This is a genomic window from Nocardia sp. NPDC055002 (assembly GCF_053608825.1).
In genome coordinates this window covers 332,291-351,926 of record NZ_JBSGWE010000005.1, presented here as the reverse complement: position 1 = coordinate 351,926, position 19,636 = coordinate 332,291, and the positions used below count along the sequence as shown (strand labels likewise).

At 67.0% G+C, this 19,636-nt stretch carries 18 protein-coding genes, 4 tRNA genes and 1 pseudogene; 8 read left to right on the top strand and 15 right to left on the bottom strand.

Annotation, left to right across the window (positions count from 1 at the left end):
* Positions 1–112: 112 nt before the first annotated feature.
* The 10 genes from rplA to ACWF99_RS22905 all read right to left on the bottom strand — a co-directional run bounded on the left by rplA (position 113) and on the right by ACWF99_RS22905 (position 5,131).
* Complete coding sequence (rplA, locus tag ACWF99_RS22950) at positions 113–826, bottom strand: 50S ribosomal protein L1 (RefSeq protein ID WP_301903705.1); 714 nt, start codon at positions 824–826, stop codon at positions 113–115.
* 79 nt (positions 827–905) lie between these two features.
* Positions 906–1,340 (bottom strand): 50S ribosomal protein L11, encoded by a 435-nt coding sequence (gene rplK, locus ACWF99_RS22945; RefSeq protein ID WP_019049397.1) that lies wholly within the window; start codon positions 1,338–1,340, stop codon positions 906–908.
* Positions 1,341–1,555: 215 nt separating this feature from the next.
* Entirely contained in the window at positions 1,556–2,362 is an 807-nt protein-coding gene (gene nusG / locus ACWF99_RS22940; protein WP_452537364.1) for a transcription termination/antitermination protein NusG, read from the bottom strand.
* A gap of 112 nt (positions 2,363–2,474) precedes the next feature.
* Entirely contained in the window at positions 2,475–2,855 is a 381-nt protein-coding gene (gene secE / locus ACWF99_RS22935) for a preprotein translocase subunit SecE (RefSeq protein WP_378634257.1), read from the bottom strand.
* A 31-nt stretch (positions 2,856–2,886) separates the two neighbouring features.
* Positions 2,887–2,959, bottom strand: a tRNA-Trp gene (locus ACWF99_RS22930).
* A 194-nt stretch (positions 2,960–3,153) separates the two neighbouring features.
* On the bottom strand, positions 3,154–4,227 hold the full coding sequence (locus ACWF99_RS22925; protein ID WP_378634504.1) for a fused (3R)-hydroxyacyl-ACP dehydratase subunits HadA/HadB: 1,074 nt from the start codon (positions 4,225–4,227) through the stop codon (positions 3,154–3,156).
* Positions 4,228–4,390: 163 nt separating this feature from the next.
* The gene (gene rpmG / locus ACWF99_RS22920) at positions 4,391–4,561 is read right to left on the bottom strand and encodes a 50S ribosomal protein L33 (protein ID WP_056814348.1); all 171 of its coding nucleotides are present in this window, start codon (positions 4,559–4,561) and stop codon (positions 4,391–4,393) included.
* 36 nt (positions 4,562–4,597) lie between these two features.
* Positions 4,598–4,673: transfer RNA gene (locus ACWF99_RS22915), tRNA-Met, on the bottom strand.
* Positions 4,674–4,732: 59 nt separating this feature from the next.
* A tRNA-Thr gene (locus ACWF99_RS22910) sits at positions 4,733–4,805 on the bottom strand.
* Between the two features lie 243 nt (positions 4,806–5,048).
* Positions 5,049–5,131, bottom strand: a tRNA-Tyr gene (locus ACWF99_RS22905).
* Between the two features lie 176 nt (positions 5,132–5,307).
* On the opposite strand from ACWF99_RS22905, the gene ACWF99_RS22900 reads away from it, so the two are divergent.
* Entirely contained in the window at positions 5,308–5,799 is a 492-nt protein-coding gene (locus ACWF99_RS22900) for a YajQ family cyclic di-GMP-binding protein (RefSeq protein ID WP_378634254.1), read from the top strand.
* 18 nt (positions 5,800–5,817) lie between these two features.
* Here the strand turns inward: ACWF99_RS22900 and htpX are convergent, their stop codons facing one another.
* Together htpX and ACWF99_RS22890 are read right to left on the bottom strand one after the other, a co-directional pair.
* Entirely contained in the window at positions 5,818–6,681 is an 864-nt protein-coding gene (gene htpX, locus ACWF99_RS22895; protein ID WP_378634252.1) for a zinc metalloprotease HtpX, read from the bottom strand.
* A gap of 173 nt (positions 6,682–6,854) precedes the next feature.
* A complete protein-coding gene (locus ACWF99_RS22890; RefSeq protein ID WP_378634250.1) occupies positions 6,855–7,877 on the bottom strand; it encodes a polyprenyl synthetase family protein in 1,023 nt (340 codons plus the stop codon).
* 145 nt (positions 7,878–8,022) lie between these two features.
* On the opposite strand from ACWF99_RS22890, the gene ACWF99_RS22885 reads away from it, so the two are divergent.
* Together ACWF99_RS22885 and ACWF99_RS22880 are read left to right on the top strand one after the other, a co-directional pair.
* Positions 8,023–9,288 carry a geranylgeranyl reductase family protein gene (locus ACWF99_RS22885; protein ID WP_378634248.1) on the top strand — a complete coding sequence of 422 codons (1,266 nt, stop codon included), beginning with the start codon at positions 8,023–8,025 and terminating at the stop codon, positions 9,286–9,288.
* A 158-nt stretch (positions 9,289–9,446) separates the two neighbouring features.
* Positions 9,447–9,752: pseudogene (locus ACWF99_RS22880) on the top strand (VOC family protein); the annotation flags it as partial.
* Between the two features lie 43 nt (positions 9,753–9,795).
* On the opposite strand, the gene ACWF99_RS22875 reads toward ACWF99_RS22880, so the two are convergent.
* Positions 9,796–10,293 (bottom strand): DUF2505 domain-containing protein, encoded by a 498-nt coding sequence (locus ACWF99_RS22875; protein WP_378658681.1) that lies wholly within the window; start codon positions 10,291–10,293, stop codon positions 9,796–9,798.
* 85 nt (positions 10,294–10,378) lie between these two features.
* Between ACWF99_RS22875 and ACWF99_RS22870 the strand changes: the two genes are divergently transcribed.
* From ACWF99_RS22870 to ACWF99_RS22855, 4 genes are all read left to right on the top strand, one after another.
* Positions 10,379–10,819, top strand: coding sequence for a DUF3592 domain-containing protein (locus ACWF99_RS22870; protein WP_379316246.1), 441 nt, complete (start codon positions 10,379–10,381; stop codon positions 10,817–10,819).
* 72 nt (positions 10,820–10,891) lie between these two features.
* Positions 10,892–12,034: a glycosyltransferase family 4 protein gene (locus ACWF99_RS22865; RefSeq protein WP_378634241.1), complete on the top strand. Its 1,143-nt coding sequence runs from the start codon at positions 10,892–10,894 to the stop codon at positions 12,032–12,034.
* 51 nt (positions 12,035–12,085) lie between these two features.
* Positions 12,086–12,799 (top strand): demethylmenaquinone methyltransferase, encoded by a 714-nt coding sequence (locus ACWF99_RS22860; protein ID WP_101465554.1) that lies wholly within the window; start codon positions 12,086–12,088, stop codon positions 12,797–12,799.
* Positions 12,800–12,997: 198 nt separating this feature from the next.
* On the top strand, positions 12,998–17,251 hold the full coding sequence (locus ACWF99_RS22855) for a molybdopterin-dependent oxidoreductase (RefSeq protein WP_452537311.1): 4,254 nt from the start codon (positions 12,998–13,000) through the stop codon (positions 17,249–17,251).
* Between the two features lie 5 nt (positions 17,252–17,256).
* On the opposite strand, the gene ACWF99_RS22850 is transcribed toward ACWF99_RS22855, so the two are convergent.
* Positions 17,257–18,303 carry an aldo/keto reductase gene (locus ACWF99_RS22850; protein WP_452537310.1) on the bottom strand — a complete coding sequence of 349 codons (1,047 nt, stop codon included), beginning with the start codon at positions 18,301–18,303 and terminating at the stop codon, positions 17,257–17,259.
* 82 nt (positions 18,304–18,385) lie between these two features.
* Between ACWF99_RS22850 and ACWF99_RS22845 the strand changes: the two genes are divergently transcribed.
* The gene (locus ACWF99_RS22845) at positions 18,386–19,015 is read left to right on the top strand and encodes a TetR/AcrR family transcriptional regulator (protein WP_378634232.1); all 630 of its coding nucleotides are present in this window, start codon (positions 18,386–18,388) and stop codon (positions 19,013–19,015) included.
* A gap of 26 nt (positions 19,016–19,041) precedes the next feature.
* On the opposite strand, the gene ACWF99_RS22840 is transcribed toward ACWF99_RS22845, so the two are convergent.
* Complete coding sequence (locus tag ACWF99_RS22840; protein WP_378634229.1) at positions 19,042–19,632, bottom strand: TIGR03086 family metal-binding protein; 591 nt, start codon at positions 19,630–19,632, stop codon at positions 19,042–19,044.
* Positions 19,633–19,636: the final 4 nt, after the last annotated feature.

Sequence of the window (19,636 nt, the reverse complement as noted above, 5' to 3'; positions counted from 1 at the left end):
CTGTGCGCAACCGGGATGTCGGGGCGATTAGTCCCCCGGAAAACCTCGAGGGTGGGAACGCCATGCGTTCCCACCCTCGAGTTGCTCTCAGGAGCTAACTGTCAGCCGAAGCTCACGCATCCTCGTCGAGGAGGTTGCGGGTGCGGTTCGGGTCCACCGGGATGCCCGGTCCGGTGTTCGTCGAAACCGTGATCTTCTTGACGTATCGACCCTTGGCGGTCGACGGCTTCACACGCAGGATCTCGTCCAGCGCGGCGCCGTAGTTCTCCACCAGCTTGGCGTCGTCGAAGGACGCCTTGCCGATGACGAAGTGCAGGTTGGCCTGCTTGTCGACGCGGAAGTTGATCTTGCCGCCCTTGATCTCGTTGACGGCCTTGGTCACATCGTTGGTGACGGTGCCCGTCTTCGGGTTCGGCATCAGACCACGCGGGCCCAGGACTCGCGCGATGCGGCCGACCTTGGCCATCTGATCCGGGGTGGCGATCGCGGCGTCGAAGTCGAGCCAGCCGCCCTGGATCCGCTCGATCAGGTCCTCGGCGCCCACGGCGTCGGCGCCTGCGGCCTCGGCCTCGGAAGCCTTCTCGCCCGCGGCGAACACGATGACGCGGGCAGTCTTACCGGTGCCGTGCGGCAGGTTGACGGTGCCACGGACCATCTGGTCGGCCTTGCGGGGATCCACGCCGAGACGGACGGCGACCTCGACGGTCGCGTCGGTCTTGGTGGTCGCGGTCTCCTTCGCCAGGCGCGCGGCGGCCAGCGGGGAGTACAGGTTGTCGCGATCGACCTTCTCAGCAGCGGCGAGGTACGCCTTGCTTCGTTTTGCCATGATTTTCTGTCCTTAAAGTTTCGAGTTCAGATGTGGTTGTCGGGCCTGGCCGGCCCTCCCACATGAGAGCGAGATTCGCTCAGCCTTCGACGGTGATACCCATCGAACGCGCGGTACCGGCGATGATCTTCGCGGCCTGATCGAGATCAGTGGCGTTGAGATCCTCGGCCTTGGTCTTGGCGATCTCCCGGACCTGGTCCATGGTGACCTTCGCGACCTTGGTCTTGTGCGGCTCAGCGGAGCCCTTCTGCACACCGGCGGCCTTGAGCAGCAGACGAGCGGCAGGCGGGGTCTTCAGCTTGAAGTCGAACGTCCGGTCCTCGTACACCGAGATCTCGACCGGAATGACGTTGCCACGCTGCGACTCGGTCGCGGCGTTGTACGCCTTGCAGAACTCCATGATGTTGACGCCGTGCTGACCGAGCGCGGGGCCGACCGGCGGTGCCGGGTTGGCTGCGCCGGCCTGGATCTGCAGCTTGATGATCCCGGCGAGCTTCTTCTTCTTGGGGGGCATCTTTCTTCCTTGGCTTTCTGGGGTTCGGTTCCTTACGGTTGCCGTAAGCCTCGTATCCGCGCACGACTAGGCCCCGACAAGTACTGCGGGGAAGTCAGAACACGAACCATCACACTCTACTTGACTCGACCCGTGACCCGGCAATCGGGTAGCGACCAGCACAAACGCGAAACGGCACCGCCGGTGAGCGGTGCCGTTTACGAAAGCGAGAGAACTCAGATCTTGGAGACCTGGGTGAAGTTCAGCTCGACCGGGGTCTCACGACCGAAGATCGACACGAGCACCTTGAGCTTCTGCTGCTCGGCGTTGACCTCGGAGATCGAGGCGGGCAACGTCGCGAACGGGCCGTCCATGACGGTGACCGACTCGCCGACCTCGAAGTCGACCTCGATGGTGGGCTTGCCCGAAGCCGCGCTACCGGTATCCGAACCACCGGCAGCGGCCGCGGCGGCCTTCTTCTGCGCCTGCGCACCGGCCGGAACCAGGAACTTCACGACCTCGTTGATGGTCAGCGGGGTCGGCTTGGCGCCGGGGCCACCGCCGGTCATACCGACGAAACCGGTGACGCCGGGGGTGTTGCGCACCGCGCCCCACGACTCGTTGTTCAGTTCCATCCGGACCAGGATGTAGCCCGGCAGCACCTTGCGGTTGACGTTCTTCTTCTGGCCGTTCTTGATCTCGGTGACCTCTTCGGTCGGCACCTCGACCTGGAAGATGTAGTCCTCGAGTCCGAGGTTCTGCACACGGGTCTCGAGGTTGGTCTTGACCTTGTTCTCGTAGCCCGCGTAGGAGTGCACGACGTACCAGTCGCCGGGCACGCGGCGCAGCTTGGTCTTCATCGACTCGATCGGGTCGGCCTCGGGGTCGTCCTCGGTGGCGACTTCTTCGATCACGGCTTCGTCGGCAACGGCTTCGTCGGCATCGGCGAGCTCGGCGGCCTCGACCTCGTCGGTGGCGGTTTCCGCCACGACAGCGTCGTCAACCGGGAACTCGTCGTTGGTGTCGTTCTCCGGGGTGCTCACTGAGGCACTCGCTTCCTGTGTCGTCACGTACATCCTCTGGGCCGGGTCGGGTGCGCGGAGGCACACTCCGCCGTTCCGACCCGCGATCGGCTACCGGCGTGGGTGTCGGCGATCAGCCGAACAGCCAGTCGACACCCTTGACGAACGCCACGTCGATCCCGGCGATGAACGCGACCATGAAGACCACGAACACCAGAACGACGGCCGTATAGGTGACCATCTGCTTCCGGTTGGGCCAGATCACCTTGCGCAGTTCCGCGATGACCTCTCGCAGGAACTTGAGCAGCCGCTTGAACGGGTTGCCCGTCTTTGCCTTACCGGCGGTCTTGTCTGCCTTGCGCGAGCCCGACGGCCGATCGAGCGTGGCCACGGATCCGTTGTCTGCCGGAGCATCCGACGCGCGCACACGACGAGCAGACCGCTTGCCACTCGGTCGAGTGGCAGCGGCGGTGTCCTCGCCGTCTTCGCCGCGAGTATCCCGCTCGTCGCTCACGTCGATCCTCTCTCGTCGCTGGCATTCAGGGCAGGGGCGACAGGACTTGAACCTGCAACCTGCGGTTTTGGAGACCGCTGCTCTGCCAATTGAGCTACGCCCCTTCGGTTGGACCAGCCTGAGCTGTAGTGCCCAACCACATTCGATATTCAGTTGTCCCCAGTGTCACACAACACGCGCGCCGCTTCCATGAGGGGATAACCCCTCGGGAAGATCAGCGCGCAGCATCTCGTGACCCCAGAGACCCGACTATACGTCACCGCGCGCGGTTATCGCCAATCCGGGACACTCGACCAGGTCAGGACAGCTGAACGGTTGCCGTGGCGCGGCCGAAGATCTTTTTACCCGCCGACTTCGCCGTGATGGCGACAACAGCGGTGCGGGTCTGCGGATCGACCGATTTCACCTTGCCGGTGTATTCGACCTCCGCCGGGACATCGGAACCGACGTAGACCGGGCTGGTGAAGCGGACGTTGTATTCCTTCACCGCGCCGGGATCACCCAGCCACGAGGTGACAAAACCGCCGCCGAGCCCCATCGTGAGCATGCCGTGCGCGACCACGTTGTCCAGGCCGACCAGCTTCACGACCTCGTCGCTCCAGTGGATCGGGTTCGCGTCGCCGGACACGCCCGCGTAGTTGACGAGGTCGCCGCGGGTGAGTCGCGCCACGCGGGTGGGCAGCTCGTCGCCGACCGACACGCTGTCGAAGGACAGCGCGTGCACGCTGACCGTCGGCTCCGGCTGCTTGGTGATCGGGTCGGACGTGGTCCCGACGGACAGCTCGGCCGGCGCGTGATGAGCAGGTTCCTCCTCGCCGAGGCCGTGCATCAACACGTTGCGGACCGCGTCCGACATCTGGGGATCGATGTCGCCCCCGCTGCGGCCGATCAGGGTGGTGTAGGTGGTGAGCACCAGTTCGTCGTCCTGGGCGGTGACGATGTTCTTGGTCACGATGATGTCGCCACCGAAGGCCTGCCGGAAAGAATGCAGATACACATCACAGGTCAGCTGGTCGCCGACCCGAATCGGGCGGTGGAATTCCAGGATCTGATCGGTCTGCATGATCTGGCTGAGGTCGTAGCCGGTCACGATCCGCTCGAACAGCTTGCGCTGGGCGAGGATGCCGACCAGGGAGATGAAGGTGAGCGGGGCGAGCAGACCCTGGTGGCCGTACTCGCGGGCGATGTCTTCCTCCCAGTGCACCGGGTGGTAATCCTGCACCGCACGGGCGTATTCGCGCACCTTCTCGCGGCCGACCTCGTAGTAGTCGTCGACGCGGTAGTGGTGGCCGACCATCGAGGCCGCGTGGGCGGCGGGATCGAAGGATTCGGCGGCTGCGGCAGGGACCGCTTCGTGAGTTCCGGTGTTCACTGTCACAACGTGGACCTTACTCACTCGTAAGACAGCACCGAAGTCGACCGGTGTAAAACGTGATGCGTCCGGGTACTGTATCGGCCCCGAACTTTCCATGAACTTCCCGGGAAAAGCACAAAGGCCGGACTCTCGTCCGGCCTTCGGCAGATGTTTCTGAAAACTAGCGCGACTCGCGGTGCGCCCGGTGAGTTCCGCAGTTCGGGCAGAACTTCTTCAGCTCGAGGCGATCCGGGTCGTTACGCCGGTTCTTCTTGGTGATGTAGTTGCGGTGCTTGCACTCGTCGCAGGCCAAGGTGATCTTTGGCCGGACATCGGTGGACTTCGCGGCCACGATTTGCCTTCTTTCCGGTCTGGGCTGAGTTGAAATTGGTAGCGATGGCCGGACTTGAACCGGCGACACAACGATTATGAGTCGTTTGCTCTACCAACTGAGCTACACCGCCACGGCGGACTAATATCCCGATGATGCCGCGGTAAGCCGCTCACCACCGGCAATCCGGCGAGCCCCCTAACGGAATCGAACCGTTGACCTTTTCCTTACCATGGAAACGCTCTACCGACTGAGCTAAGGGGGCATGACTACGTGGCACAGAGTCTGTATCGGCAAGCCGATCAGCGTGACCCCGTGCTCCGGCGTCCTGAACGAGATTACACACTCCCCGGCCAGAGCACCAAATCGGCAGCTCAAAGGGCATTTTCACGGGATTTCAGATCGCTGGTTCCGACCCCCTCACATCGAGGCTACCCGGATCCGCGCGGGAACGGCCCGCAGAACCAAGGAACCCCCGCCGATCTTCATGATCGACGGGGGTTCGATGTGGCAGATGTAGGATTCGAACCTACGTAGGCATAAGCCGACGGATTTACAGTCCGCTCCCATTGGCCGCTCGGGCAATCTGCCGTGTGCGCCGTTTCCGGTGCGCTGAGCAGCTTACAACGTACCCACCCGGACTATCAAAACGCCTGCACAGACCCCCTGCGAGCACCGGTCGTCCCCCGATGCGGGTACAACTGTCTCGGTGGCCGGCACATCCCGGCCCCGGAGTTCGCCGGACCTTCACAGGACAGGAGCGCAGTGTGGCTGATTCGTCATTCGACGTCGTGAGCAAGGTCGATCGACAGGAGGTCGACAACGCTCTGCATCAGGCGGAGAAGGAACTGAACTCGCGCTACGACTTCAAGGGCACCGATGCGTCGATCGCATGGTCGGGCGAGGAGGCCATCGTGCTGACCGCCAATGCCGAGGAGCGGGTGCAGGCGGCGCTCGACGTCTTCAAGGAGAAGCTGATCCGTCGCGACATCTCGCTGAAGGCCTTCGACGCCGGCGAGGCGCAGCCGTCGGGCAAGATCTTCAAGATCACCGGCACGCTGGTGCAGGGTATCGACACCGAGAAGGCGAAGAAGATCTCGAAGAAGATCCGCGACGAGGGCCCCAAGGGCGTCAAGGCGCAGATCCAGGGTGAGGAGCTGCGGGTCAGCAGCAAGAAGCGTGATGACCTGCAGGAAGTGATCTCGCTGCTCAAGGGCGAGGACTTCGGAATCGCCCTGCAGTTCGTCAACTACCGATAGGTCCGGTGTGGGCGGCACTCAATGGTGATGGGTGCCGCCGGCCATCTCCTCCAGACGCTTGATGCGCTCGTCCATCGGGGGGTGGGTGGAGTACCAGCGGGCGACGCGGTCGCCCGCGCGGAACGGGTTGGCGATCATCAGATGCGATTCGCTCGTGATCTTGGGGTCCGGCGGAAGCGGGGCCGCCTGGACGCCGCGTTCGATCTTGCGCAGGGCCGAGGCAAGGGCCAGCGGGTCGCCGGTGAGCTCGGCGCCGGACTGATCGGCCTGGTACTCCCGCGATCGCGAGACCGCCATCTTGATCAAGCCCGCCGCGATCGGCCCGAGCAGTGAGACCAGCAGCACACCGATGATGTTCGGTCCGTTGCCGTCTCTGCTGCCGAACGAACTCGCGAAGAACGCCATGTTCGCCAGACCGGTGATGACCGAGGCCATCGCGCCCGCCACCGACGAGATCAGGATGTCGCGGTTGTAGACGTGGGACAGCTCGTGGCCGAGCACCGCGCGCAGCTCGCGCTCGTCGAGCAATTGCAGGATGCCGCTGGTACAGCAGACCGCGGCGTGGCGGGGATTGCGGCCGGTCGCGAACGCGTTGGGGGCGCTGGTGGGACTGATGTAGAGGCGCGGCATCGGCTGGCGCGCCGTGGTCGCGAGCTCGCGCACGATCCGGTACATGACCGGCGCCTCCAGTTCGCTCACCGGTTGCGCGTGCATCGCCTTCAAGGCCAGCTTGTCGCTGTTGAAGTAGGCGTAGGCGTTCATGCCGACGGCCAGCACGATCGAGATGATCAGGATCGTCGGGCTGCGGAACATCGCCCCGATGGCGACGATCAACGCCGACATGCCCACCATCAAACCGAACGTTTTGATCCCATTGGGCATTTCCGCCTCCCCGCGCCTTGTGCCGGTCGTCAGGCGCTGCGTTCGTCAGGCATCGGGCCTGCGGTGGACAACGGGAACGGTTCTGGGCGTACCCGGCGAGTTACCCATGTGCTGTCGAAATCTGTTGTTTCGTCGCGACAAGACAACGTGCGCCGGGTGGTGTTGGTTCCTGGTCAGCCGACGCGTTCGATCGTGTAGCGGACGAGGCGGGTGAGGGCGTCGTTGGCGGGGCCAGGGGGAAGCGCGGCGAGTTCGGTATCGGCGAGGTCGGCGTATTCGGCCAGCTTTTCCTTGGCCAGCGCCATGCCGGGCGAGCGGCGCAGCAGTTCCAGTGCCTCGTCGACCTCGGCGTCGGTTTCCAGCGGGCGCGCCAGCAGAGTACGCAGTCGGTCCCCGTCGGCACCGGTCTCGCGCAGGGCGTAGAGCACCGGCAGGGTGTGCACGCCTTCGCGCAGGTCGGTGCCCGGCGTCTTGCCCGACTGCTCGGCCGAGGACGAGATGTCGATGATGTCGTCGGAGATCTGGAACGCCGTGCCGACCGCGTCGCCGAGGCGCGCCAGGCGTTCCACATGCTCGAGGCCCGCGCCGGAGAAGGTGCCGCCGAAACGGCCCGCGGCGGCGATGAGCGAGCCGGTCTTCTCCCACACCACGCGCAGGTAGTGCTCGACGGGGTCCTGGGTCTGCTTGGCGCCCATGGTTTCCCGCATCTGGCCCGTGACCAGCTCGGCGAAGGTCTCAGCGATGATGCGGACCGCGTCGGGGCCGAGGGTGGAGGTCAGGCGCGAGGCGTGGGCGAACAGGTAATCGCCCGCCAGGATCGCGATGTTGTTACCCCACCGCGAGTTGACGCTCTCCGCGCCACGACGCTGCGTCGCCTCGTCCATGACGTCGTCGTGGTAGAGCGTCGCGAGGTGCACCAGTTCCACGACCGTGCCCGCGGTGATCAGCGCCGGGTCGGTCGGATTGGGTCCGAGCTGGCCGGTGAGCACGGTGAACAACGGCCGGAACCGCTTGCCGCCCGCCCTGGCCAGGTGCAGCGCCGCCTCCTGGAGGAATTCCTCACCGTCGGAGAGTTCGTCGACGAGCAGTTTCTCGACCGCGGCCAGTCCGTCGCGCACGGTGACGGCGAGTTCGGGATCGACGAGATCTACCCCGGCAACCACGGTGCTTTCGTCGCTCACAGCCGATGTGCTCATTATCTTCTCCCAGCGATGCGTCCGACCCCGACGGGTAGCAACCTAGCGTGTCCCGGCACTATGGCCGATGAACCCCGTCACACAGTGACAATTCCCGGTGTACCCGACACTCTCGCACAGCGGCCGACAGTGCCAGTATTGAGCCATGGGTTCACCGGATCTCACCCCTGCCGACCGTGCTCCGCTGCCTGCCACCGTCGAGGTGCTGGTCGTCGGGGCAGGGCCCGCCGGTTCCGCGTCGGCGGCGTGGGCCGCGCGCGCCGGACGCGATGTGCTCCTGCTCGATTCGGCGGTTTTCCCGCGCGACAAGACGTGTGGTGACGGGCTGACGCCCCGCGCCACCGCCGAGCTGGAACATCTGGGTCTCGGCGAATGGTTGCGCGCGCACACCGTGAACCACGGCCTGCGGATGGCGGGTTTCGGCAAGGAGGCGCTGCTGCCGTGGCCGGGTGGGTCGTTCCCGACGTACGGAAGTGCGGTTCCACGAACCGAACTCGACGACAAACTGCGCGAGACCGCGATCAAGTCCGGTGCGCGGATGGTCGACGGCGCGAAGGTCACCGAGGTGCTGCGCGAGGGCGAGCGGGTCACCGGGGTGACGGTGCGGATCGGCGCGTCCACCCACACGGTGCGCTGCCGGGTACTGGTGGTGGCCGACGGCGTGCGCTCCCCCGTCGGAAAACAGCTGGGTCGCACCTGGCATCGCCGCTACGCCTACGGAACCGCGGCCCGCGCCTACATCAAGTCCGGTCGCAGCGACGATCAGTGGATCTCCTCCCATCTGGAACTGCGCAATGCCGCCGACGAGCTGGTCCCCGGCTACGGCTGGATCTTCCCGCTCGGCAACGGCGAGGTGAACATCGGCGTCGGCTCGCTGGCCACCGAGGCGCGGCCCTCGCACGTCGCCCTCAAGCCGCTGCTCGAGCACTACACCCAGCTGCGTCGCGAGGAATGGGAACTCGAGGGCGAACTGCGCGCGGTGGCCTCGGCGCTGCTGCCGATGGGCGGCGCGGTCTCGAACGTGGCGGGCCCGAACTGGGTGCTGGTCGGTGACGCCGCGGGCTGCGTGAACCCGCTCAACGGCGAAGGCATCGACTACGGCCTGGAAGGCGGGCACATGCTCGCGGACCTGCTCGACGAACCCGATCTGAGCCGAGCGTGGCCGCAGTTGCTGCGTGACCACTACGGACGCACGTTCTCCGTGGCGCGCAGGCTGGCCGGCCTGGCCACCCAGCCGAGGATGGTCCCACTCGGGGGGCCGCCGGTGATGCGCTCGAAGTATCTGCAGCGCACGGCGGTTCGCGTGATGGGCAATCTGGTGACCGACGAGGACCTCGACCTCACGGCCCGCGCCTGGCGGGCCGCCGGGCGGGCCTCTCTGCGCGCCGACGAACTGCAGCCCTTCAGCTGATGACCGAACGCGGGCGGGCGGAACGGTCGCGAGCGAGGCGGCGCGTCGTCCGGTGCCGGCGCTGCTGCCGCAGCCAACTCAGCCGCCCTGGTTCCGCCGGCCGCCAACGGGAGCGAACCCGCACCTGAGTCCGGCCAAAATTCACGGGGAGGCGGGACAGCATGGGCGACAACGGCTTCCGCTGGGTGAGCATCGCCCACCCCGATCATCGCGAGCTCGAGGTGACCCTGATGATCCCGGGGCCGCTCACCGACGACCTCGCCGACGCGATCCGGCAGGCACTGGCCGACGGCACCCACGGCGCCCTCGGGCTGCGCACCGCCGACTGCCAGAAGACCTACGAGGAACTCGCCGCGAAGGGAGTCGAGTTCATTCAGCCGCCGTCCGAACGTCCGTACGGCACCGAGGCGATCATTCGCGACAACTCGGGCAACTGGCTGGTGCTGGTCGAGAACCGCGGCTGACGCGCGGGTGCCGCTCAGTGGAGCGGCACCCCTCGCTGTCGGCTCAGAGCTTGGCGAACCAGTTCTCGATGAATTTGCGTTCGCTGTTCAGGACGCGCTGGTGCAACTGTTCGGCCAGCGGCTCGATCGCGCCGCCGACCAGCGGAACCTTCACCTTGACCGTGCCGACGACCTCGATCTCGCTGCCCTCGGCGGTGGGCCGCAGTTCATAGGTGCCCGACATCTCGGTGGTGATGCCGCTGGTGTTGCCGGTGAAACTGCCCTTGGCGACCTCGCCTGCCAGTGGCTGCCAGTTGTCGGTGCGGACCAGGACGAGATCGCTCTTGAGCACCTTGCGCACCAGAGCGGGAACCTTGTCCTTACCTGGGGTTTCGGTCATATGGATGGTGATCGAATCGGGGCCGTCGGGATGGGAGAGTTCGATGGTCGCGGTCTCGGCGCCGGCGAAACGCGCCTGCCAGACGGCGTCGTCGACAAGTGCCCGGTGAAGCTCTTCGACCGGGACGGTGTAGGGCACGGTGAAGCTGAATTTGCGGGACATAGCGGGAATGTTAGGGGAGGGGCTCGTGAGGCGTCAGCGCGTGCAGGAACTTCCGGTCCCCGAGGTGACCGGTACTGTGTGGCGGGTGTCGGAAACCAGCCTGTCGGAGCGGCGGAACAAGCGCCTGCGCCGGGTTCGGGTGTGGGTGGTCGGGGCGGCGACCGTGGTCAGCGTGCTCATGGTGTTGCTGGTACTCGCGGCCTGGCGCAACGACTTCGAAATCGAGCGGCATCGTGGCGTGACCTCCGGCGAGGTGCTGTCCGCGGGCCGGTTGCGTTCGGCGGTGATCTATGTGACGCCCGACAGCGTGACCCACAATCCGAAGGTCGGCATCCTGTATCCGACGAATCTGACCGCTGGTCAGCGGATCAACGTGGAGTACAGCACGCGCGACCCCGACCTGGTCCGGGTGGCCGGGCGCGACGCACGGGTGGCGATCATCCCGGCAGCGTCGGTGATCTTCGTGGCGTGGGCGCTCGCCCTGCCGGTGCTGTGGATCGTGCGCCGAAAGCAGCGCGAGTCGTAACTTCGTTTGCTGTTCGTCCCGGCTTCACGTCGGTGTGGGGGTGTCGCGCGGTGGGACGGTCACCCTGGAAGAGTGCGCGTAGCCATCGTCTCGGAGTCTTTCCTGCCGAACATGAACGGCGTCGTCAACTCCGTGCTGCGGGTGTTGGATCACCTGGACCAGCACGGTCACGACGCGATGATCGTGGCGCCCGATTCCCTGCGCGGCGCCCCACCCGCACCTCGTTTCCACGGCCGATTCCCGGTGCACCGCGTGCCCGCGATGATGGTGCCGAAGGTGAGTTCGCTGCCGGTGGGCCTGCCACAACCGGGCATCACCGCCGCCATCGCCGCATTCGATCCCGATGTGGTGCACCTGGCCTCGCCGTTCCTGCTCGGCGCGGGCGGGCTCGCCGCGGCGACGCGCTTGGACCTGCCGACCGTCGCGGTGTACCAGACCGATGTGGCCGGGTTCGCCAAGAGTTACGGGCTCGGGCTGGCCGCACGGGCCGCGTGGGCGTGGACTCGCCGGATCCACGAGGGTGCCACCCGCACGCTGGCACCGTCGTCGGCGGCCGCGCACGATCTCGCCGAGCACGGGATTCCCCGAGTGCACCGCTGGGGCCGTGGCGTGGACATCGCCCGGTTCAACCCGGCCGCGCGCAGTGCCGAGCTGCGGGCGAGCTGGCTCGGTTCCAATGACCGGCTCGTTGTCGGGTTCGTGGGCAGGCTCGCACCGGAGAAGCACGTGGAACGGCTGGCCGCACTGGCCGGTGACCCGTCGATCCAGCTCGTCGTGGTGGGCGACGGACCGGAACGGGCCCGGCTGCGCAGGTTGATGCCGGACGCGGTGTTCACCGGCGAACTGGGTGGCAGCGAGCTGGCCACGCACTACGCCAGCCTGGACGTGATGGTGCATCCCGGCGAACACGAGACGTTCTGTCAGGGCGTACAGGAAGCGCTGTCCTCGGGTGTGCCGGTGATCGGGCCCGATGCCGGTGGGCCACGGGATCTGATCTCGCACTGCCGCAACGGGTATCTGCTGCCGGTCGACCGGTTCGCGGAATTGCTGCCGAGCGCGGTGTCGGCCCTGCGTGACGCGGGCCAGCGCGGCCGGTTCGCGGCGGCGGCGCGCAAGTCGGTGCTGCACCGCACCTGGCCCGCGGTCTGCACCGAGCTGATGGGTCACTACGCCGACGTCACCGGGATGCGCGAGCGATTGCCGCGCACGGCCTGAGTGGCGCAACCCACCCGCGCTATCGCGGCGAAAAAACTCTAAGCTCGGTGCGTGGCGACAACAGAGCAGCGAGAACCGATTCGGGCTTCGCTGGACAAGCAACCCCACGAGGTCGCGTCGATGTTCGACGGTGTGGCGAAGCGCTACGACCTCACCAATACGGTCATCTCCGGTGGCCAGGATCGGTACTGGCGGTGGGCGACGCGACGTGCTCTCGCGCTGCGTCCCGGCGAGCGGGTCCTGGATCTGGCCGCGGGTACCGGCGTCTCGACCGTGGAGCTCGGCAAGTCCGGCGCCTGGTGCGTGGCCGCCGACTTCTCCCAGGGAATGCTCGCGGCGGGCCGGTTCCGGCAGGTGCCGATGGTGGCCGGCGATGCGATGGCGCTGCCGTTCGCCGATGATTCGTTCGACGCGGTGACCATCTCGTTCGGGCTGCGCAATGTCGCCGACATCGATCTGGCACTGCGCGAGATGCTGCGGGTGACCAAACCGGGCGGCCGGGTCGTGGTCTGCGAGTTCTCCACACCGGTGTTCGGACCGTTCCGTACCGTGTACATGGAGTACCTGATGAAGGCGCTGCCCCGGGTGGCGCGCGCCGTGAGCTCCAACCCGGACGCGTACGTGTACCTGGCCGAGTCGATCCGTGCCTGGCCGAACCAGCGCAGGCTGGCTCGCCGGATCGCGGACGCCGGCTGGGACTCGGTGCAGTGGCGTGACCTCACCGGTGGTGTGGTGGCACTGCACCGCGGCTACAAACTGGGCTGAAACACCCTCGGCGGCGGGGGTGAGTCCGGTCACCCCGACTCGTCCGTGGTCGCGCGCCGACAGCCCGGAATGCGCCCTGATCAGGGGTGATATTCGGGCCGCATCCTCACCGTCGAGATTTCGTCTTGTGAGGTCGATTGTCACCTGGACATAACGTTCGGTAAATCGAGCGCAACGACCAATGCGGATGATCGAGTCATGACAGGGGAAGCGGACAGCCGCGGCACGGACACTGTGCGTACACAGTGCTCGTACTGTGGCGTCGGCTGCGGCATAAACGTCCAGACAAAGACCGATCAGTCTGGTACGCGAGTGATCGCGAAGGTCAGCGGCGACAAGCTGCATCCGGCGAACGCGGGCAGACTGTGCACCAAGGGCGCCACCCACGCGGAGATGATGGCCGCGCCCGGCCGGATGGACACCGCCTACCGGCGCCCCGAACGCGGGCAGGTCCCCGTTCCACTGCCGGTCGACGAGGCCGTTCACGAAACCGCCACCCGCCTGCGCGCGATCCTCGACGAGCACGGCCCCGACGCGATCGCCCTCTACGTCTCGGGGCAGATGTCGCTGGAAGCCCAGTACCTGGCCACCAAACTGGCCAAGGGCTACCTGCGGACCAAACACATCGAGGCCAACTCGCGCCTGTGCATGGCCAGCGCGGGCACCGGCTACAAGCAGTCGCTCGGCGCGGACGGGCCGCCCGGTTCCTACGACGACTTCGAACACGCCGACCTGTTCCTGGTCAGCGGCGCGAACATGGCCGACTGCCACCCGATCCTGTATCTGCGCATGGCCGACCGGCTCAAGGCGGGCGCCAAGCTGATCGTGGTCGATCCACGCCGCACCGATACCGCCGCGCGCGCCGACCTGTTCCTGCAGATCGCACCGGGTACCGACCTCGCCCTGCTCAACGGGCTGCTGCACCTGCTGGTCGCCGACGGTGCGATCGACACCGACTTCATCGCCGAGCACACCGAGGGCTGGGACGCGATGCCCGAGTTCCTCGCCGACTATCCCCCGGACCGTGTCGCGGAACTGACCGGCCTCGCCGAGGCCGATATCCGCACCGCGGCCAGGATGATCGCCGAAGCCGGCGAGTGGATGTCGCTGTGGACGATGGGGCTCAATCAGTCCACGCACGGCACCTGGAACACCAACGCCCTGGTGAACCTGCACCTGGCCACCGGCACCATCTGCAGGCCGGGCAGTGGGCCCTTCTCGCTCACCGGCCAGCCCAACGCCATGGGTGGCCGCGAGATGGGTTACATGGGCCCCGGCCTGCCCGGGCAACGCAGCCTGCTCTCCCCCGCCGACCGCACCTTCGTCGAGACCGCATGGGATCTGCCCGACGGCACCCTGCGCACCGAGTCGGGCCCCGGCACGATCGACATGTTCCGCGGGCTGGCCGACGGTGAGATCAAGGCCGCGTGGATCATCTGCACCAATCCCGTGGCCACCGTGGCGAATCGCAAAACGGTGATCGCGGGCCTCGAGGCGGCCGAGCTGGTCGTGGTGCAGGATGCCTACGCCGAGACCGCGACCAACGCCTACGCCGACCTGCTGCTGCCCGCCGCACTGTGGGCCGAAGCCGATGCGGTGATGGTGAATTCGGAGCGCAACGTCACCCTGCTGCAGCAGTCGGTCGACCCGATCGGCGACGCGCGACCGGACTGGCTGCTGATCGCCCAGGTCGCCACGGCGATGGGTTTCCCGGGCTTCGATTTCGCCTCCAGCGCGGAGGTGTTCGCCGAGCTGCGGCAATTCACCAACCCGGCCACCGGCTACGACCTCAGCGGCATGAGCTACGAGCGCCTGGCACAGGGGCCGATGCAGTGGCCGTGCAGTGACGCGGACACCCCGCGCAACCCGATCCGCTATATCAACGACGGCGCCCATCAGCCGCTGCACACAGCGGCCGACGGCACCACCCCGCGGCTCGCTTTCGCTACAGCGAGCAGGCGCGCGGTGTTCTTCCCCCGCCCGCATATGCCCGCCGCCGAACTGCCCGATGACGACTACCCTTTCCTGCTCAATACCGGTCGGCTGCAACATCAGTGGCACACGATGACCAAGACGGGCAAGGTCGCCAAGCTGACAAAGCTGAACGGCGAGCCGTTCGTCGAAGTTCATCCCACCGACGCCGAGAAGCTCGATCTGAAGCCGGGCGATCAGCTCGAGATCGCGTCGCGCCGGGGCCGTGCTGTGCTGCCGGTGCGGATCAGCGACCGGGTGCGACCTGGTGATTGTTTTGCTCCTTTCCACTGGAATGACGAACAGGGCGAATATCTGACGATCAACGCGGTCACCAACGACGCAGTGGATCCGGCCTCGTTGCAGCCGGAGTTCAAGGCATGCGCGGTGGCGCTGCGCCGGGTCGGCCCGGCCGCCACACCCGAGCAAGCACCCCCGCACCCCGCGCAGCTGCCCGCACAACCGGCCGCGCATCCACTGGCCGGGATCCTCGGCCTCGACGCCGGCGTCTCCCCCACGCTCAGCGAGACCGAGCGCATCTATCTCGGCGGTTACCTCGCCGCTCTGCAGTCGCTACCGGTGACCGGGCAGCCGGTGCTTCCGGTGAGCGCACCGTTGTCGACACAGTCACGCCTGTGGGTCGACGGACTGCTGGCCGGCATGTACTCCCGCAACGCCGGCGCCGCCACCGACGCCGCCGACAGCCCCGACTCCCACCCGGTCACCGTCCTGTGGGCCTCCCAGACCGGCAACGCCGAAGAACTGGCCGCCACTGTCGCGGCTCGTCTCTCGGAGGCGGGCCTCACGCCGTCGTTGCTCGACATGGATTCGTGCGAGCTGACCTCGATCACCGGTGACGTCCTCATCGTCACCAGCACCTTCGGTGACGGTGGCCCGCCGGACAACGGTGCCGACTTCTGGACCAGGCTCGAAGACAGCATCATTCGCCTCAACGGTGTTCGGTACGCGGTGTTCGCGCTCGGCGATTCCTCCTACGACGACTTCTGTGGCCATGGCCGCAAGCTCGACACCCTGTTCGCCGAACGTGGTGCGAAGCGACTGCTGGCGCGGGTGGACAGCGAGCCCGATTTCGCCGACACCGCCGATCAGTGGCTCGACGATGTCCTGATCGCGATCACGAGCGGATCGCCCGACGACGGCGGTCCGACCGGTGGCGCTCCGCGCGGCCGCGATGCCTCGCTCGTCGGCGCGTCGAACGGCCGCGATTCGATCGGCACCAGCAACGTTGCCCGGCACGCCGATTCGGGCCGTGCGATGCCCTCACCGGCCGGTCGTGGTGGAACGACCGTGCTCGACCGGCAACTCGCGCCCGCCCGAGCGAAGCGCGCCACCGCCGCTCCGTTCACCCGCCAGTCCCCGGTCCGCGCCACCCTGATGCGCAACGAGATCCTCAGTGCACCCGGCTCACCGAAAGAGGTGCGGCGCTTCGGTTTCGACCTGCACGACCTCGACGCCGGGTACGAAGTGGGCGATTCGCTGGGCGTACTGCCCGCCAACTGTCCGGATCTGGTCGACGAATGGCTCACCTGCACCGGACTCGACGGTCGGCGCGTGATCGAGGTCGACGACCGCGAACTCACGCTCACCGATGCCCTGCGCACCCACTACGACATCACCAAGGTGAGCCAGGACCTGCTCGGCTTCATCGGCGAGCGCAACCCACACCCACAGCTGGCCAAGCTGCTGCGCCGCGACAATCGCAATGAGCTCGCCTCCTACCTGTGGGACCGCCAGGCGGTCGACGTGCTGCGCGACTTCCCGGTACGCACCGATCTCGTCGACTGGCTGGGCGCACTGAAAAAGCTGCAACCACGCCAGTATTCGATCTCCTCGAGCCCGTTGACCACGCCCGACGAGGTGCAGCTGACGGTCGGTGTCGTCCGCTACGGCGACCCGGTGGGCACCTCGGCGCGTCGGGGTGGGGTGTGCTCGACGTTCCTGGCCGACCGGGGTACGACCGCAGTGCCGATCTTTCTGCAGCGGGCACCGCATTTCCGTCCGCCGCTGGACCCGAACGCCCCGATGATCATGGTGGGGCCGGGTACCGGTATCGCTCCCTTCCGCGGTTTCCTGCACGAGCGCCGGGCCATCGGCGCGACCGGTCGCAACTGGCTGTTCTTCGGCGACCAGCACGCCGCCCAGAACTTCTACTACCGCGCCGAGCTCGAAGACATGTTCCGTTCCGGTTTCCTCACCCGGCTCGACCTTGCCTTCTCCCGTGATCAGCGCGAGCGGGTCTATGTCCAGCACCGAATGATCGAGCACGGCGCCGAGTTGTGGTCGTGGCTGCGCGACGGCGGCCACTTCTACGTCTGCGGTGATGCCGCCCGGATGGCCAAGGATGTCGACGACACCCTGCTGCGGATCGCCCAGATCCACGGAAAGCTGGACGAGGCCGGCGCGCTGGCCTTCAAGAAGCAGCTCGTCGCCGAGAAGCGGTACGTGCGCGACGTGTACTGATCCGATCAGGCCGCCGCGGGGATCGTCGGCGGGTTGAGCCGGGCGAAGTCGGGCAGCCGGTGGTACGGGTAGTAGGGGTACGGGGGTGTCGTCGCACTCGCCGCATCGAGCGCGGCCAGGTGTTCGGGGTCGAGCTGCCAACCGACCGCACCGAGGTTCTGGCGTAACTGCTCCTCATTGCGGGCGCCGATCAACACCGTGGCGACCGTGGGCCGGGTGAGCAGCCAGTTCAGCGAGATCTGCGGGACGCTGCGGCCGGTTTCGGCGGCGATACGATCGAGCACCTCGACAACGTCGTAGAGCCGTTCATCGTCGACGGGCGGACCCGCCTGAGCCGTCTCGTGCAGCCTGCTTCCCGCCGGAAGCGGTTGTCCACGACGGATTTTGCCGGTGAGCCTGCCCCAGCCGAGCGGACTCCAGATGATAGAGCCGACGCCCTGGTCGGCACCGAGCGGCATCAGTTCCCATTCGTAGTCGCGACCGACCAGCGAGTAGTAGACCTGGTGCGCCACCGGCCTTTCCAGGCCGAGAGCCTCGGCGGTAGCGAGTGTTTTCATCAGTTCCCAGCCGGCGAAGTTGGAAACGCCGAGGTAGCGGATCTTGCCTGCCCGCACCAGATCGTCCAGGGCCGTGAGTGTTTCCGCCAGCGGTGTGCCCGCGTCGAAGGCGTGCAGCTGGAACAGGTCGAGGTAGTCGGTGCCGAGGCGGCGCAGCGAGGCATCGACGGCGCGGATCAGCCTGGCGCGGCTCGAGCCCGCCTCGTGAGGGCCGGGACCGGTGGGCAGCGCCGATTTGGTCGACAGCAGCACCTGCTCGCGCCTGCCCTTGATCGCCGCGCCGAGTACCTCCTCCGACGCGCCGTCGGAATAGACGTCGGCCGTGTCGAACAGGGTGACGCCGGCCTCCACGCTGATGTCGATCAAGCGCCTGGCCTGCGCGGCATCGGTATCACCCCATGCGCTGAACAGCGCACCACGACCACCGAAAGTACCCGCGCCGAAGCCGAGTGCCGGAACGAGAAGACCGGATGCGCCGAGCCGTCGGTACTCCATGAGAGCTCCTAAAGGGTCTATAGTTTCGTTAACACGATCGACCGTACACCCGATCCGCGCTAAATGAAACAGGAGTTCCGTTATGGACCACGACATCGCTTGGCCGGGCTCCGTCCGGCCTGGTGGACGCACCGCCCGGGTGCGCGAGTCCGTCCTGGAAGTGGCCGGTGATCTGCTGGCGGACCGCGGATTCGCGCACCTCGACCTGACCGAGGTCGCCACCGGCGCCGGGGTCGGCAAGACGACTGTCTACCGCCGCTGGCGCACCCCCGCGGGGTTGGTCGCCGATCTGCTCGTCGACATGGCCGAGCAGTCACTGCCCCGCGCCGACACCGGCTCGCTGCTCGACGATCTCACCGCGAACGCCCGCCTGGTGGCGAAGACTCTCGCCGACGGTCGCCAGAGCAACCTCTTTCGCGCGGTCATCGCCGCCGCCACCTGTGACGATGCCACCGCCGCCGCGCTGCACACGTTCTACGACACCCGGCTCAACGAATGGGCGCCGTGTGTCGAGGCCGCCGTCATCCGTGGCGAGGCGCCCGTCGGCACCGACCCGCGCGCCGTGCTGTCCGCCGTTTCCGCGCCGCTCTACTACCGATTACTGGCCAGCGGCGATCCCATCGACGACGACATCGCCGACCGATCGGCCCGGGCCGCCGCCATCGCCGCCGCCGCGGGAACATTCGTCATCGCCGAGAAGCTCGACGACTGAACGCAGTGGACGACTGAGCGCGGGTGCTAGGCGACCGCCGGGGAACGCCAGGCCGGGTCGCGACCGGTGAGACCGAGCAGTCGGTCGAAGGCGGGAGCGTCGGCCGAGACCTCGACAACCGGGCCGAACAGGCCGGGAGTGCCGGCGGGATCGGTCTCGCGCAGGAACTCGTGCAGAATCGCGAGATCCGCAGGGGCGACGGTCACATGCTGTCCGGTGGCGACCGCGAGATCCCACGCGTGGATGGTGATCTCGTCGAGCGCGACGATCGCCATGACCGCGGCGGGCAGCTCGACTCCACCGGCCTCGGTGTCACCCTCCCATGCCTCGGGCACGCGCCACACCGACGTCAGCGTCTCGAGCTGCGCGGCGATGCGGGTGCGCCAGTCATCGGGCAGCGGGCTGTCGGAACCGGCGGGCGGTGGCACGGACCGGCCGATCGACTCCTTGGTCGCGGCCTGGCGGAACGCCTCGGTCAGCCCGACCACGTGGGCGAGCAGATCGCGCACCGTGGACTCGGCGCACGGCGTCGGGTCGGCGAGCTGGTCGTCGGTGATGCCGTCGACGACCAGGGCCAGCGATCGGGCGGCTGGTTCGAAATCGAACTGTGGTTCCATGAGC

Bases quoted from the DNA above. Each gene is read 5' to 3' on its own strand.
- ACWF99_RS22840 (WP_378634229.1), bottom strand. From the start codon at position 19,632: ATGGAACCACAGTTCGATTTCGAACCAGCCGCCCGATCGCTGGCCCTG.
- ACWF99_RS22850 (WP_452537310.1), bottom strand. From the start codon at position 18,303: ATGGAGTACCGACGGCTCGGCGCATCCGGTCTTCTCGTTCCGGCACTC.
- ACWF99_RS22875 (WP_378658681.1), bottom strand. From the start codon at position 10,293: ATGTCCCGCAAATTCAGCTTCACCGTGCCCTACACCGTCCCGGTCGAA.
- rplK (WP_019049397.1), bottom strand. From the start codon at position 1,340: ATGCCCCCCAAGAAGAAGAAGCTCGCCGGGATCATCAAGCTGCAGATC.
- ACWF99_RS22855 (WP_452537311.1), top strand. From the start codon at position 12,998: ATGACAGGGGAAGCGGACAGCCGCGGCACGGACACTGTGCGTACACAG.
- rplA (WP_301903705.1), bottom strand. From the start codon at position 826: ATGGCAAAACGAAGCAAGGCGTACCTCGCCGCTGCTGAGAAGGTCGAT.
- ACWF99_RS22885 (WP_378634248.1), top strand. From the start codon at position 8,023: ATGGGTTCACCGGATCTCACCCCTGCCGACCGTGCTCCGCTGCCTGCC.
- ACWF99_RS22890 (WP_378634250.1), bottom strand. From the start codon at position 7,877: ATGAGCACATCGGCTGTGAGCGACGAAAGCACCGTGGTTGCCGGGGTA.
- ACWF99_RS22845 (WP_378634232.1), top strand. From the start codon at position 18,386: ATGGACCACGACATCGCTTGGCCGGGCTCCGTCCGGCCTGGTGGACGC.
- htpX (WP_378634252.1), bottom strand. From the start codon at position 6,681: ATGCCCAATGGGATCAAAACGTTCGGTTTGATGGTGGGCATGTCGGCG.